Source organism: Stappia sp. P2PMeth1, from assembly GCF_900185735.1.
Taxonomy (GTDB): Bacteria; Pseudomonadota; Alphaproteobacteria; order Rhizobiales; family Stappiaceae; genus Stappia.
Map to the genome: position 1 here is coordinate 1 of NZ_FYAW01000019.1, position 12,940 is coordinate 12,940.

Annotated in this window: 14 protein-coding genes; 7 read left to right on the forward strand and 7 right to left on the reverse strand. The window is 69.7% G+C overall.

From position 1 onward, the window contains the following. The 3 genes from P2PM1_RS11015 to P2PM1_RS11025 form a co-directional block, all read right to left on the reverse strand. Positions 1 to 258 (reverse strand): hypothetical protein (locus tag P2PM1_RS11015; protein ID WP_208985251.1); only part of this gene is annotated, 258 nt, incomplete at its 3' end. Positions 259 to 371: 113 nt separating this feature from the next. Beyond that, the gene (locus tag P2PM1_RS11020; protein ID WP_186399094.1) at positions 372 to 1,409 is read right to left on the reverse strand and encodes a patatin-like phospholipase family protein; all 1,038 of its coding nucleotides are present in this window, start codon (positions 1,407 to 1,409) and stop codon (positions 372 to 374) included. A gap of 153 nt (positions 1,410 to 1,562) precedes the next feature. After that, positions 1,563 to 2,375 (reverse strand): carboxylesterase, encoded by an 813-nt coding sequence (locus tag P2PM1_RS11025; protein ID WP_186399095.1) that lies wholly within the window; start codon positions 2,373 to 2,375, stop codon positions 1,563 to 1,565. Positions 2,376 to 2,504: 129 nt separating this feature from the next. Between P2PM1_RS11025 and P2PM1_RS11030 the strand changes: the two genes are divergently transcribed. The 4 genes from P2PM1_RS11030 to rplT all read left to right on the forward strand — a co-directional run bounded on the left by P2PM1_RS11030 (position 2,505) and on the right by rplT (position 5,345). Continuing rightward, positions 2,505 to 3,728, forward strand: coding sequence for a glycosyltransferase family 4 protein (locus P2PM1_RS11030; RefSeq protein WP_186399096.1), 1,224 nt, complete (start codon positions 2,505 to 2,507; stop codon positions 3,726 to 3,728). Between the two features lie 159 nt (positions 3,729 to 3,887). Then, on the forward strand, positions 3,888 to 4,430 hold the full coding sequence (gene infC / locus P2PM1_RS11035; RefSeq protein ID WP_186388983.1) for a translation initiation factor IF-3: 543 nt from the start codon (positions 3,888 to 3,890) through the stop codon (positions 4,428 to 4,430). A gap of 318 nt (positions 4,431 to 4,748) precedes the next feature. Beyond that, positions 4,749 to 4,946, forward strand: coding sequence for a 50S ribosomal protein L35 (gene rpmI / locus P2PM1_RS11040; protein WP_067223866.1), 198 nt, complete (start codon positions 4,749 to 4,751; stop codon positions 4,944 to 4,946). 39 nt (positions 4,947 to 4,985) lie between these two features. Then, positions 4,986 to 5,345: a 50S ribosomal protein L20 gene (gene rplT, locus P2PM1_RS11045; protein ID WP_186397701.1), complete on the forward strand. Its 360-nt coding sequence runs from the start codon at positions 4,986 to 4,988 to the stop codon at positions 5,343 to 5,345. 271 nt (positions 5,346 to 5,616) lie between these two features. Here the strand turns inward: rplT and P2PM1_RS11050 are convergent, their stop codons facing one another. Further along, complete coding sequence (locus P2PM1_RS11050) at positions 5,617 to 6,504, reverse strand: NAD(P)-dependent oxidoreductase (protein WP_186399097.1); 888 nt, start codon at positions 6,502 to 6,504, stop codon at positions 5,617 to 5,619. Between the two features lie 258 nt (positions 6,505 to 6,762). Between P2PM1_RS11050 and P2PM1_RS11055 the strand changes: the two genes are divergently transcribed. Then, a complete protein-coding gene (locus P2PM1_RS11055) occupies positions 6,763 to 7,659 on the forward strand; it encodes a LysR family transcriptional regulator (RefSeq protein ID WP_186399098.1) in 897 nt (298 codons plus the stop codon). 292 nt (positions 7,660 to 7,951) lie between these two features. Here the strand turns inward: P2PM1_RS11055 and P2PM1_RS11060 are convergent, their stop codons facing one another. Then, entirely contained in the window at positions 7,952 to 8,842 is an 891-nt protein-coding gene (locus P2PM1_RS11060) for a LysR family transcriptional regulator (RefSeq protein ID WP_186399099.1), read from the reverse strand. 101 nt (positions 8,843 to 8,943) lie between these two features. Between P2PM1_RS11060 and P2PM1_RS11065 the strand changes: the two genes are divergently transcribed. After that, positions 8,944 to 9,582: a bifunctional 2-polyprenyl-6-hydroxyphenol methylase/3-demethylubiquinol 3-O-methyltransferase UbiG gene (locus tag P2PM1_RS11065; protein WP_186399100.1), complete on the forward strand. Its 639-nt coding sequence runs from the start codon at positions 8,944 to 8,946 to the stop codon at positions 9,580 to 9,582. Positions 9,583 to 9,598: 16 nt separating this feature from the next. On the opposite strand, the gene P2PM1_RS11070 is transcribed toward P2PM1_RS11065, so the two are convergent. Then, positions 9,599 to 10,195, reverse strand: coding sequence for a TetR/AcrR family transcriptional regulator (locus P2PM1_RS11070; RefSeq protein WP_186399101.1), 597 nt, complete (start codon positions 10,193 to 10,195; stop codon positions 9,599 to 9,601). A gap of 86 nt (positions 10,196 to 10,281) precedes the next feature. Between P2PM1_RS11070 and P2PM1_RS11075 the strand changes: the two genes are divergently transcribed. Further along, entirely contained in the window at positions 10,282 to 10,746 is a 465-nt protein-coding gene (locus P2PM1_RS11075; protein WP_208985252.1) for a cupin domain-containing protein, read from the forward strand. 35 nt (positions 10,747 to 10,781) lie between these two features. On the opposite strand, the gene P2PM1_RS11080 is transcribed toward P2PM1_RS11075, so the two are convergent. Continuing rightward, the gene (locus P2PM1_RS11080) at positions 10,782 to 12,773 is read right to left on the reverse strand and encodes an SLC13 family permease (RefSeq protein WP_186399102.1); all 1,992 of its coding nucleotides are present in this window, start codon (positions 12,771 to 12,773) and stop codon (positions 10,782 to 10,784) included. Positions 12,774 to 12,940 lie beyond the last annotated feature (167 nt).

Genomic DNA, 12,940 nt, shown 5'->3' on the forward strand with positions numbered 1-12,940 from the left:
GAGGGCGCGGGGCCGTACCGCCGATGCCGGCAGGCCGGAGGGCGCGGCGGCAAGCTGCAGGGGCGCGGCGGCGGCCGGCTTCTCGCGCGGCAGCGGCGTCGCATGGGCGGCCGACACGGCGGCGAGCGCCGCCAGGGCGCCGGCCAGCAGCGGCAGGCGCGACAGGCCCAACGACAGGCCCGACAACAGACCCGGCAGGCCCGACAGGCGCACCAGTCGGCCCCGGCTGGCAATGGCTGCTGCATGCATGCGCGTCATGGCCGGCTCCTTTCGCTGCCCGCACCGACGGTTTCCGCCAGTGGTGCCCCGGACAGTGTCGCGCCGGAGCGTTTACGCCTGGTTAACCATACCGCACCGAAGCGGCGCGCGGGTCAGTCCTCGCGCTCGCTCATCTCCTCCGCCAGCCGGTCGAGCAGCAGCGTGTTGTCGCGGATGATGCGGTCGGCGACGCCGTTCAGCTCGATGATGTTGCCGGGGCGGGTGTTATCGATCGCCTCCGCGCCCTCCGGCAGTTCGCCGTCGAGGCGCACGATCTCGCCGATGCCGGCGGCCGGCAGCAGCCGCTCGGCCTGATAGGCGGCGGTGGTCGACTGGCCATGCGCGAGAATCGACAGCAGCGGCACGCCGTTGGCCGGCAGCAGCCAGCCGAGCGGGCCCCAGGACGCCGCCTCGCGGAAGCTCCAGGACCGGTGCCTGTCGGCGCCGGTGCCGAGCGACAGGATGGTGATCCCGCCCGGCTCCCAGTCGAGCTTCATCGCCTCCAGCCAGACCGCCAGCGTCGGGTTGTTCATGACGACGCCGCCGTCGATCAGCACCCGCTCGTCGCCCTTGGTCAGGTTCTCCGCGCGCATCGGCTCGAAATAGACCGGCGCGGCCGTCGTCGCCCGCACCGCCTGCCAGAAATAATAGTCGTCCGGCCGGCTGCCGTCGCTCTGGCGGCCGTTGGTCATGAACACCGCCTCGCGGCGGCCGATGTCATAGGCGGTCAAGACGACGCGGGTCAGCGCCGATTGCAGCGAGGTCCAGCCAAGCTGGTCCTTGAGCATCCGCTCCAGCGGCCGTTCGTCATAGCGCTCGTCGAGAAGCGCGCGCGGGTTGGCGACGAACCGCTCGAACAGGCTCTTGCGGCGGAACACCTCGCGCGCCTCCACCTCGAAGAAGCGGCGCAGCTCGGAAATGCCGGCCGCCGGAGCGCCGCCGGTGTCGTCGGGGCGCGGAGCGGCAAGGCCGGCGGCGATCAGCCCGCCGATGGAGCTGCCGCCGATCATGTCGACATAGCGGTGCAGCGGCAGGCCCTTGCCGCGCATGCGCAGCCGCGCCTCCAGCGATTCCAGGATCCGCAGCGGAATCAGCCCGCGAATGCCGCCTCCGTCGATCGCCAGGATGAAACGCCTGCGTGCTGCCGCCATGGATTGCTTGCCTCCGCTCGCTGCCCCGTATCGCCCGCCGAACCGGTCAACGGATGCCGATCATGCCGCGCCAAGCCTTTGCGCGAAATACGACAAACCGATGACCCGAGAGGCAGAAAGAACAGGCTGGCGGAGGGAGGCGGGTGCGACGGATCAGCCGGCCTTCGCCTCGGCCTCGGCGGCGCGGACCTCGACGGCGGCGATCAGCCGCTCGATGTCCTGCGGCCGCGACAGCCGGTGGTCGCCGTCCTTGATCAGGGTCAGCACCACATCGTCCAGCGCCAGGCACTCGGTCAGCCGCAGCGCGTGGCGCCAGGGCACGGCATCGTCGCGCTGGCCCTGCAGGATGGTGACCGGGCAGCCGGTCTCGATCAGGCCGCCGAGCAGCAGGTTGTCGCGACCGTCCTCGATCAGCGCCCGGGTGATCACATAGGGGCTGTCGTCATATTCCGACGGGCGCTCGAACCGGCCCTGGCGCAGGATCGTCTCGCGGATCTCGTCGGTGAACTCGTGCTTCCACATCAGCTCTTCGGTGAAGTCCGGTGCCGGGGCGATCAGCACCATGCCGGCGAGCGGCGCAGCCGCCACCGGCCGGGCGGCCAGCGCGCGGGCCAGCAGCAGCGCGATCCAGCCGCCCATCGACGAGCCGACGACGATGGTCGGCTCGCGGCAGAAGGCCTCGTGCACCGCCCGCGCCTCCTCGGCCCAGCGCGAGATGGTGCCATCCTCGAACGCGCCGCCCGAGAGGCCGTGGCCGGAATAGTCGAGCCGGGTGACGGCGCGGCCGGTGGCGCGCGCCCAGGCCGCCAGTTCCTCGGCCTTGGTGCCGGCCATGTCGGACTTGAAGCCGGACAGCCACAGCACGCCGCAGCGCCCCGGCGCGCCCTCCTCGCGCAGCACGGCGATGCGCCGCCTGTCGGCGCCGACCTCGATATGGCGCACCTGATCCTGAGCCTCTCCGTCCATCGCTGCCTCCGCCTGCCTCGCTCTCTTGCCTGATTGCCGCCCGATGTGGCACAGGTCGCAAGCCTTGAAAAGTCCGCGCCAGAAAACTCCGCGCCGGGCTTTCGCTTGCCCCATCCGACAGGAGCCGCCGTGACCCGCCGAACCGTGCTGCAAGTCATCCCGGACCTCGACACGGGCGGCGCCGAACGCACCACGGTCGACGTGGCGCGGGCGCTGGTGGCGGCCGGTCACCGGGCGATCGTCGCAAGCCGCGGCGGCCGGCTGGTGGCGGAGCTTGAGGCGGCCGGCGGCGAGCATGTGACGCTGCCGGTGGGACGAAAGTCGCCGATTGCGATCTGGCGCAATGCCGGCACGCTGGCCCGCCTTGCGCGGGCGGAGGGGGTCGATCTGATCCATGCCCGCTCGCGGGCACCGGCCTGGTCGGCGCTGATCGCCGCGCGGCGGCTGGATCTTGCCTTCGTCACCACCTATCACGGCATCTACAACCAGACCAACGCCTTGAAAGGGCTCTACAATTCGGTGATGGCGCGGGGCGACGCGGTGATCGCCAATTCCCGCTACACGGCCGCGCTGATCGCCGAGCGGCACCCTTTCGCGACAGACCGCCTCACCGTCATCCATCGCGGTTCCGACCTTGCCGCGCTCGATCCGGCCGTCGTTTCGCCCGAGCGCCGGCAGGCGCTGGCCGATGCCTGGGGCCTTCAGGGCGGCGAGCGGGTGATCCTCAACCTTGCCCGCCTGACCCCCTGGAAGGGCCAGGCGGTGCTGATCGACGCGCTGGTGCGGCTTGCCGCCTCGGGCGAGGCGCCGGCCGGCTGGACAGCGATCCTGGCCGGCGACCCGCAGGGGCGCGAGGCCTATGTGGCGGAGCTGAATTGGCGAATCGCCAATGCCGGCCTCGGGAACCGGGTGCGGCTGGTCGGCCACTGCGCCGATGTCGCCGCAGCCCTCACCCTTGCCGATGTCGCGGTCGTTGCCTCGATCGAGCCGGAAGCCTTTGGCCGGGCCGCCGTCGAGGCGCAGGCGGCCGGCGTGCCGGTGGTCGCGACCAACCTTGGCGCCGTGCCCGAGACGGTGCTGGCGCCGCCCGATGTCGCGGAGGACCAGCGCACCGGCTGGCGCGTGCCGGCGAACGATGCCGCAGCGCTGGCCCGGACGCTTTCCGAGATGCTGGCGCTCGCGCCGCAGGACCGCGCGGCGCTGGCCGCACGGGCGCGCGCCCATGTGGGCCGCGACTTCACGGTCGAGGCGATGTGCGGGGCAACGCTCGCCGTCTACGAACGGCTGCTCGGCGCCGGCTTGTCCCCGGACGATCCTGGCGCGGCGGCCAGCCGGCAACGCGAAAGCGGTTGACTCCGCGCCGGTTTCGCTTGATTTTCTTGGCATGGCGCCCTGCGGCGTGCCAAGTTTTCCCCGGCGCCCGGCGTTCGGGGTATTTGTCGTTGCAGGGCAGAGCCGCCGGCCGCGCGCCGGCTTCGCCAAGTCGTTGAAACGTTAGAGGAGATTGCGACCATTCGCCGTCCATACCGCGCCCCGCCGCCGACCAAGGAAGGCCCGCGCACAAACCAAGAGATCCGCGTTCGGGAAGTCCAGCTCATCGACCAGGACGGACAGAACCTCGGTGTCACGCCCACGGAAGACGCCTTGAGGATGGCCGAAGAGGCCGGTCTGGATCTTGTCGAGATTTCTCCGAACTCTTCGCCGCCCGTCTGCAAGATCCTTGACTATGGCAAGTACAAGTATCTGAGCCAGAAGAAGGCGGCAGAGGCGCGCAAGAACCAGAAGATCGTCGAGGTCAAGGAAATCAAGATGCGTCCGAACATCGACACCCATGATTATGAGGTGAAGATGCGGAACATGAAGCGTTTCTTCGACGAGGGCGACAAGGTCAAGGTCACCCTGCGGTTCCGCGGACGCGAAATGGCGCACCAGGACCTGGGCGTCGCGCTGCTCAACAAGGTGCGGGACGAGACGGCCGAGTTCGCCAAGGTCGAATCCCACCCGCGGCTGGAAGGCCGCCAGATGGTGATGGTGCTGGCGCCGATCGCGCGCTGACGCCTGCCACCCGACACGGCCGCGACACGCGGCGGTTTTTCGTGAAACCCGGCCTTGAAAAGGGCCGGGTTTCGCAGTTTCACGGCAAGGGCCGGCGAACGGGCCGCAAAGGGGCGGCACGAGGCCCTGCCCCTTCGCCGGAGCGCTTGCGTTTCGCCCCGGCTTTGCCTATAAGCCCCTGTCCCGAGCCGCCCGGCTTCGCGGGACCGGCCGTGTTTCGGCCGACATCCGCGACAAAAGGGCATGCCGTGGCGGCTCACAAACGGCTTCCAACAAAAGCCGGCGGTTCAGCCCCGCCGGGCCAAGAAAGGATGCAAAATGCCCAAGCTGAAGACGAAGTCCGGCGCCAAGAAGCGCTTCAAACTGACCGCGACCGGCAAGGTCAAGACCGCTCAGGCGGGCAAGCGTCACGGGATGATCAAGCGTTCCGCCAAGTTCATCCGCAACGCACGCGGCACGACCACTCTGGCCGAGCCCGATGCCCGTATCGTCAAGAAGTTCCTGCCCTACGGCTGAACCTGACGACGTTCTAGACTTTTCAAGGAGTTACATCCCATGTCGCGTGTCAAAAGGGGCGTTACCGCCCACGCCAAGCACAAGAAGGTCCTCAAGGCCGCCAAGGGCTACTACGGTCGTCGCAAGAACACGATCCGCGTTGCCAAGCAGGCGGTCGAGAAGGCCGGCCAGTACGCCTATCGCGACCGCAAGGTCCGCAAGCGGAACTTCCGGTCGCTCTGGATCCAGCGCATCAACGCCGCTGTCCGTGAGCACGGCCTGACCTACGGGCGCTTCATCGACGGCCTCAACAAGGCCGGCATCGAGATCGACCGCAAGGTCCTCTCCGACATCGCCATCCGCGAGCCGGATGCGTTCAAGCTCTTGACCGATCAGGCAAAGGGCGCCCTCGCCGCCTGAGGCGCGAGAGCCCGATCCGCCCTCGCGGGATCGACAGACAAACGGAAGGCGCGCCCCGCAAGGAGCGCGCCTTTTGCGTGCCGGCAGCCGTGCGGCTCAGCCTGTCTCGACCAAGTCGCCCGCTAGTGTGGTGAATTTGAACTACGCCTCTTTTTTGCAGCAACCATCAGGACGTATTTCAAATTCGAAAACCACACTAGAAACATAAGCTTGCTAGTCACCCTCTTGAATCTGAAGTTCGTTGAGAGCATGCCGCCAAATGTGACGAACTTCAGCTTCGGGTGACTAGATACAGCTTGACGATGCCGGTGAGGTTGTCGGACCCAAGGCCAAGGGCCGCAGCCTGCCGGTAGAGCCGCTCGGCCGCAGCGGCCATCGGCAGCGACAGGCCGGCCGCCTCGCCCGCGGCACGGGCGAGCCCGAGATCCTTGACGATCAGGTCGACAGGCGCCTGGGGGCGGCAGTCGCGGGCGAGCATCGCCGCGCCCGCGCCGCGCAGCGAGGGGCCGGCGACCGGCGTGTCCGCGACGATGGCGAAGGCTGTGGCGGGATCGAGCCCGGCGCGCGCCGCCAAGGCCAGACATTCCGCCAGGGTCGCCACCTGGGACGCCAGCAGCACGTTGACCATCAGCTTGACGAGGGTGCCGGCAGCCGGGCCGCCGGCATGGTGGACGGCGCGGCCCATGGCGCGCAGCACCGGTTCCGCCGCCGTCAGATGCTCTGCCGCGCCGCCGACTATGAAGACCAGCTCGCCCGCCTCGGCCTGCGGCCGGGAGCCGGCCAGCGGCGCATCGAGAAAGGCAAGGCCGCGCGCGCCCGCCTCGTCATGGAGGCGGCGCACGTGATCGGGCGACAGGGTGGCGCAGTCGAGCGCGACCGCTCCGGGCCGCAGGCCGGCGAAGGCGCCGCTGTGCGGATCGAGCCAGACCGCCCGCGAGGCCGCATCGTCATAGACCATGGCAATGACGAAGGAGGCCCAAGCTGCCGCCTCGCGCGGGCTGCCCGCGACCCGCGCCCCCGACACCGCCAGTTCCGCTGCCAGCTCCTCCGCCGGTCCCGGTGAGCGGTTCCAGACGACGAGCTCATGACCGGCGGCAAGCAGCCGGGCCGCCATCCGCCGGCCCATGGCGCCGAGCCCGAGCACGGCAACGCGGCTCATCGGACAGGCTCCGCCAGCGGTCCCGCCAGAGGGCTGACAGGATCGGAGATCGTCCTGGCGGCAAGGCGGGATTGCGAGGCTTCCGGGGCAGTTGTCGCATCATGCAGGACAAAATCGGACATCGGTTGATTTCCTTCAGGTTTTCGCAGGACAGAGCCGGCCGCGAAGCGGAAACGGGCCGGCAGAGGGAAGGCTATCGATGCGTAAACCCCGAAAAAATGATGATTTCATCCGGACATTGATGCAGGATCCGCATCAATGAACACGCAGGACATCGCCCTTTTCCTGGAGGTCGCCCGCAGCGGCAGCTTCGCCGAGGCGGCGCGGCGGCGCGGCCTTGACCCTTCGGCCGTGTCGCGGGCCGTCGCCGGGCTGGAGATGCGGCTCGGCCTGCGGCTGTTCGAGCGGACGACGCGCCGGCTGTCGCTCACCGAAGCGGGCGAGACCTGCCTTGCCCGGATGGCGCCGCTGGTCGAGGAGCTGGAAGCGGTGGCCGCGGCGGCGCGCGACAGCACGACCCGCCCGAGCGGCCATTTGCGGCTGTCGGCCTCGGTCAGCTTCGGCCAGCGGGTGATCGTGCCGCGGCTGGCGGCCTTTCGCGCCGCCTTCCCGTCCATCACGGTAGAGGGCCTGTTCAGCGACGCCAATGTCGACCTGGTGGCGGAGCGGATCGACCTCGCCATCCGGCTGGCGCCGGCGGTCTCCGGCGACCTCATCGTGTCGCGCCTGATGACGACCCGCTACAAGGTGGTGGCCTCGCCGGCCTATCTTGCCGGAGCCCCGAGGCTGGCGGCGCCCGCCGACCTTGCCGGCCACCGGGTGCTGCGCTTTCCGTTCGCCGGCTATCGCGACCGCTGGCTGTTTCGCGACCGGGCCGGAGCGATCGCCGAGCAGCCGGTCGGCGGCGATCTGGTGCTGGCGCCGGCGCTGGCGCTGCTGGAGGCGGCACGTGGCGGGCTGGGGCCGGCGCTGCTGCCGGACTGGCTGGTCGACGACGATCTGGCCGGCGGCCGGCTGGTGCACTGCCTGACTGAGTGGCAGGCGACGGCGACGGATTTCGACACCGCCGCCTGGCTGGTCTATCCGAGCCGGGCTTACCTGCCGGCCAAGACCCGGGCGATGATCGACTTCCTGCGGGCCGAGCTGCAAGGCTGACGCCGGGTTTTTCAGGGCTCGCGACCGCTTGTCGGATTTTGAGAAATTTCGAGACGGATTTTGCAAAATTCCGTCTCGAAATCGGCCTTTCGCGTCTCAATCGTCGCAAAATCGCCAAACCGCGGCGCGGAGGCCCAGCGGGGACAGGACGGGGATAGCGGCGGGGACAAGTGCGCGAGGCGGGAGCTCGCGCCGGCCCCGGACCAGCCTCCCGAGGCAAGCCCCTCGCCCTTTCCTGTCTTCGGCGCTGTCTTCGGCCCTGTCTTCGGCGCTATCCCCGTCCGCTCGTCATTTAATCCCCGGCCAGCAGGCCCGTGATAAGGTCGAAGACGATCCTGATACGCCGGCTGGTGTGCAGCTCGCGATGGGTGACCAGGAAGACCGGGACGACAAAGGGCGGCATGTCCGGCAGAACGCACTCGACCTCCGGCGCCTGGCGGGCGACCGCCTCGACCATGACGCCGACGCCGAGCCCGGCCCGGACATAGTGCCAGGCGACGACGCCGTTCTCGCTGACGATGGGGAAGCTGCCCTGGGTCAGCGACAGGCCCTCCGTGTTCAGCGCCAGGCGGAACCGTTCGGAGCGCTCGAAGCCGATGAAGGGCCAGGCCGACAGGGCGGCGGCATCGCGCGGGTGTCCGCCCTGCCGGGCGATGAGATCGCGCGAGGCATAGATCCGGGCCAGCATGTCGGGCATCCGCCGGACGATAAGGTTGCCGTCCTGCGGCTCGACATGACGGATGGCAATGTCGGCCTCGCGGCGCAGCAGGTCGCTCAGGCTGTTGGAGGCAACGACGTTGACCGAGATGCCGGGCGCCGCCGCGCGCAGCCGCGCCAGCATCGGCGGCAGCAGCCAGGCGGCGGTGACGTCGCTGGCGGCGATCGAGACCTCGCCCTCGACCGCCTCGACCCGGCCGGAGGCGGCCAGCGAGACGCGGTTCGCCGCCTCGCCCATGGCGCGGGCATGCTCCAGCAGTTCCAGCCCCGAGCGGGTGAGGCTGAGGGAGCGGCCGACCCGCTCGAAGAGGATGACGCCGAGTTCGGCTTCCAGCGCCGCGACCTGGCGGCCGAGCGTCGGCTGGGTGAGCTTGAGGATGCGGGCGGCAGCCGAGAGCGAGCCCTCCTCGGCGGTGACGAGAAAGGCGCGCAGGCGGTTCCAGTCGAAGGGGGGACGGAAATTCATGCAAAAACGTATAACGAGACTGCATTTTTATGCAATTTCATTTGGTTCGCCGCCACGCTAAGCCAGAGACGCGAGCGAAACCGACAGCGGAGCCGGACGACATGCGCAGGCAGGACGACTTCTGGGACAAGGCGGCGCGCAAATACGCCGCCAGCCCGATCCGGAACGAGGCGGCCTATCAGCGGACGCTGGAGGCGACGGCAGCACATCTGACGCCGCAGGACCGGGTGCTGGAGATCGGCTGCGGCACCGGCACGACGGCCTTGCGGCTGGCCGGACATGCGGGCCGCTATCTCGGCACCGACATCTCGGGCGAAATGATCGCCATTGCCCGCGAGCGGGCCGCGGCGGCCGGCATCGACACGGTCGACTTCCAGAAGACGGCGGCGAGCGAGGCCGGACGGGCGGAGCTCGCCGCCGGCGCGCCGCCCTTCGACGCGGTGCTGGCCTTCAACCTGCTGCATCTGCTGGAGGACCTGCCGGGCACCCTCGCCGCGCTGCGCGAGAAGCTGAAGCCGGGCGGGCTGCTGATCTCCAAGACGGTCTGCCTGAAGAACTGGGGCTGGTACATCCGCCCGCTGGTCACGGCGATGCAGCTTGTCGGCAAGGCGCCGCATGTCGGCTTTCTCAGCATCGCCGAGCTGGACCGGACGATCACCGACGCCGGGTTCCGCATCGTGGAGGCGGACCTGCTGCCGGCCTCGCACAAGGCGCGCTTCGTGGTGGCGCAGAAGGTGTGAGGCGCGTGCGCGCCTCTCACGGCGCGGCGAGGAACCGGTCGAGGATCGCCTCGGTCATTTCGCGCAGAGCCTGACGGGCCATGTCCGGCGACAGGCGGGCGACATCGGTGAGCGCGATCATCGCCTCGGTGCCGGTGGCCGCCGACAGGGCGCCGACCAAAAGGGCGAGCCGATCCGCCGGCAGGGCCGGGCGGTGCCCGGCAAGGGCCGCCTCGAACATGGCAACGCGGCGCGCGCCCCGCAGCGGCGCCTTGGTGCCGCCTTCCGCCAGCCAGCAGTCGAGACTGCGCGCCAGGAACTGGCGAAAGGCCGGCTCATGCGCCAGCGCCAGATCGAACATGTAGAGGCTGACGGCCAGCACCTTCGCGCGCGGCGTGTCGCAACCTTGCACGATCTCGGCATAGTCGCGCACCTCCACGGCAAGGCCCGCCTCCGCCGCCAGCACCGCCGGATCGGAGAAATAGCGATAGGCCGTCGCCTTGGAGATGCCGCTCTCGGCGGCGGCGGCCGTCACCGTCACCGGCTCGCCGCGCTCGATGAGCGCACGGGCGCCGGCCAGGATCGCCTCGCGGGTGCGGGATTTCTGGGAGATGCGTTCGCGAGTCGCTGTCATGCCTTCCTCATAATAAGACACTTGTCTCATAAAAAGACTTGTGTATCATAAGGGCATCGCTTCCTTCTCACAAGTGGAGACAGACCGTGGCAGACAGTCGCGCCAGAACCTATGAAACGCTCGGCATCCTGATGAAATTCCATGCCTTTCCCGGCGAGACGATGGGCAAGTTCTGTCTTGTCGAGGCGGTGGTGCCGCCGGGGCTCGGCGCGCCGCCCAACCACCATGCGGGCGAGACCGAGGCCTTCTACGTGCTGGAGGGCGAGATCGAGTTCATGGTCGCCGGCGAAACGCGGATCGCCGGACCGGGCAGCCATGTGGCGATCCCGGACGGGGCGGTGCATGCCTTCGCCGCAAGGGGAGACGCGCCGGCACGGGTGCTGATCCTCAACGCGCCGGGCCACATGCACGAGCGCTTCTTCACCGAACTGGGCCGGCCGGTCGCCGACGAGACGCGCGCGCCGGCGCCGATGGACGGGCCGCCGGACGTGGCGAAGGTGATGCAGGTGGCCGGCGCGACCGGCATGACCATCCTGCCGCCGCCGGCCTGAGGCGGGCGGGAAGCCGGAGCCCTCCTCGCCGGCTGCTACAGCGGCCAGACGAGCAGCAGCAGGGGCATGGCGACGGCCATCACCAGCAGTTCCAGCGGCAGGCCGAGGCGCCAGTAGTCGCCGAAGCCGAAGCCGCCGGGACCCAGGATCAGCGTGTTGTTCTGGTGGCCGATGGGGGTGAGGAAGGCGCAGGAGGCGCCGATCGCCACCGCCATCAGGAAGGCATCGGCGCTGACCCCGAGCGCCAGGGCGATGCCGATGGCGATCGGGCACATGACGGCGGCGGTCGCAGCGTTGTTCATCACGTCCGACAGGAACATGGTGACGACCAGCACCATGGCGAGCGCGGCGACCGGATGGCCCTGGGCGACGCTGCCGACCAGAAAGGAGGCGATGAGCCCGGCCGTGCCGGTCGCCTCCAGGGCGCCGGCAACGGGAATGAGCGCGGCGAGCAGCACCACCACCGGCCAGTCGATGGCGGTGTAGACGGCGCGCAGCGGCATCGTCTTCAGCACCATGGAGGCGAGCACGCCGGCGGCAAAGGCGACGGAGGCCGGCAGCAGGCCGACCGCCGCGACCAGGATCGACAGCGCCAGGATCACCGCCGACAGCAGGGCGAGGCGCTTGTCGGGAATGCGCAAGTCGCGCTCGGCCAGCGGCACGCAGCCCATTTCCGAGGCGAAGACGGTCAGCACCTCGGCCGGCCCCTGCATCAACAGCAGATCGCCCGACTGCAATCTCAGGGTGCGCAGCCGCGTGGTCTCGCGGCGGCCGTCGCGCGAGACGCCGAGCAGGTTCAGCCCGTAGCGGCTGCGCAGGGCGAGATCGCGCGCCGAACGGCCGACAAGCTGCGATTCCGGCCGCACCACCAGCTCACGCAGCACCACCTCGTCCGCCTCCCCGTCGCGGCGAACCTCGCCCCGCTCCGCCTCGCCGGACCGGGAGGCAGTGCCCTGCCCCTTGCCGCCGGCCGCCGGCTCCGGCCGGGGCTGGGGCTGGGGCTGCGGCTGAGGCGCCAGCGCCACGTCGCCAAGGGCGGCGGCCTCGTCGATCTCGCGGCGGCGCACCTCGTCTTCGGCGCGGCGGGCCTGCAGCTCGCGGGCGCGCTCCTTTTCCTCGCGCTCCTCGTCCTGCGCCTTGACCTGCTCCTCCAGCTTCAGGTCGAGCTTGGAGAGCGCTTCGGCGATGCCCTCGACATCGGCCTCCAGCACCAGGACGTCGCCGCCCTGGACCCGGCGATTGCCGCGCGGGGCGCTGATGCGCAGGCCGCCGCGCACCAGACCGACGACCTGGGCATCGGCCTTGTCGAGCTCCGCCTCGATCTCGTGCAGGGTCATGCCGTCGGCCTTGCCCTTGTCGACCACCCGCACCTCGGTGAGATAGGAGCCGACCTCGAACGCCTCGCCGGCGGCGGCGCGGGTGACCGGCACCAGCCGCCAGCCGATGGTGACGACGAAGGCAATGCCGGCCAGCGCCACGGCGACGCCGACCGGCGCGAAGTCGAACATCGAAAAGCCGCTGCCGGAATTGGAGACGCGAAAGCCGGAGACGATGAGGTTCGGCGGGGTGCCGATCAGCGTCGTCATGCCGCCGAGGATGGTGCCGAAGGCGAGCGGCATCAGCATGCGGCCCGGCGTCATGTCGAGGCGGCGGGCAAGCTGCAGCGCCACCGGCATCAACAGCGCCATGGCGCCGACATTGTTCATGAAGCCGGAGAGCGCCGCGCCAAGGCCGACCAGCGCGGCGAGGCTGACGGTGCGCCCGGCCCGCGCCGGCAGCACCGTGCGGGCCAGGACATCGACGGCGCCGGAGGTCTGCAGCGCGCGGCTCAGCACCAGCACGCAGGCGACCGTGATCACCGCCGGATGGCCGAAGCCGGCAAACGCCTCCTGCGAAGGCACCAATCCGGCGACGACACAGGCGATCAGCGCGCCCATCGCCACGATGTCATGGCGCAGGCGGCCGGACAGGAAGGCGGCCATCGCCAGGGCGAGAATGGCAAGGATCGCGATCTGGTCGCCGGTCATGCAGTGCTCCGCTCGTGCCTTGCAAACGTCTGTAGCGCCTTGCAGGTTGCACGAAAACCGTGGACATGGCGACGGGGGCGAAAACGGACGGGCCCATGTCGCGCGCGCGGCTATGCAACGCAGGGCAACTGACTTAAGACGGCCGACGGGGACGGGCGAGCAGGACG

Excerpts from the sequence above, each read along its gene's own strand:
- P2PM1_RS11080 (WP_186399102.1), bottom strand. The coding sequence starts at position 12,773 with ATGACCGGCGACCAGATCGCGATCCTTGCCATTCTCGCCCTGGCGATG.
- P2PM1_RS11020 (WP_186399094.1), bottom strand. The coding sequence starts at position 1,409 with ATGGCGGCAGCACGCAGGCGTTTCATCCTGGCGATCGACGGAGGCGGC.
- P2PM1_RS11055 (WP_186399098.1), top strand. The coding sequence starts at position 6,763 with ATGAACACGCAGGACATCGCCCTTTTCCTGGAGGTCGCCCGCAGCGGC.
- P2PM1_RS11060 (WP_186399099.1), bottom strand. The coding sequence starts at position 8,842 with ATGAATTTCCGTCCCCCCTTCGACTGGAACCGCCTGCGCGCCTTTCTC.
- P2PM1_RS11025 (WP_186399095.1), bottom strand. The coding sequence starts at position 2,375 with ATGGACGGAGAGGCTCAGGATCAGGTGCGCCATATCGAGGTCGGCGCC.
- rplT (WP_186397701.1), top strand. The coding sequence starts at position 4,986 with ATGTCGCGTGTCAAAAGGGGCGTTACCGCCCACGCCAAGCACAAGAAG.
- P2PM1_RS11065 (WP_186399100.1), top strand. The coding sequence starts at position 8,944 with ATGCGCAGGCAGGACGACTTCTGGGACAAGGCGGCGCGCAAATACGCC.
- P2PM1_RS11050 (WP_186399097.1), bottom strand. The coding sequence starts at position 6,504 with ATGAGCCGCGTTGCCGTGCTCGGGCTCGGCGCCATGGGCCGGCGGATG.
- rpmI (WP_067223866.1), top strand. The coding sequence starts at position 4,749 with ATGCCCAAGCTGAAGACGAAGTCCGGCGCCAAGAAGCGCTTCAAACTG.
- P2PM1_RS11070 (WP_186399101.1), bottom strand. The coding sequence starts at position 10,195 with ATGACAGCGACTCGCGAACGCATCTCCCAGAAATCCCGCACCCGCGAG.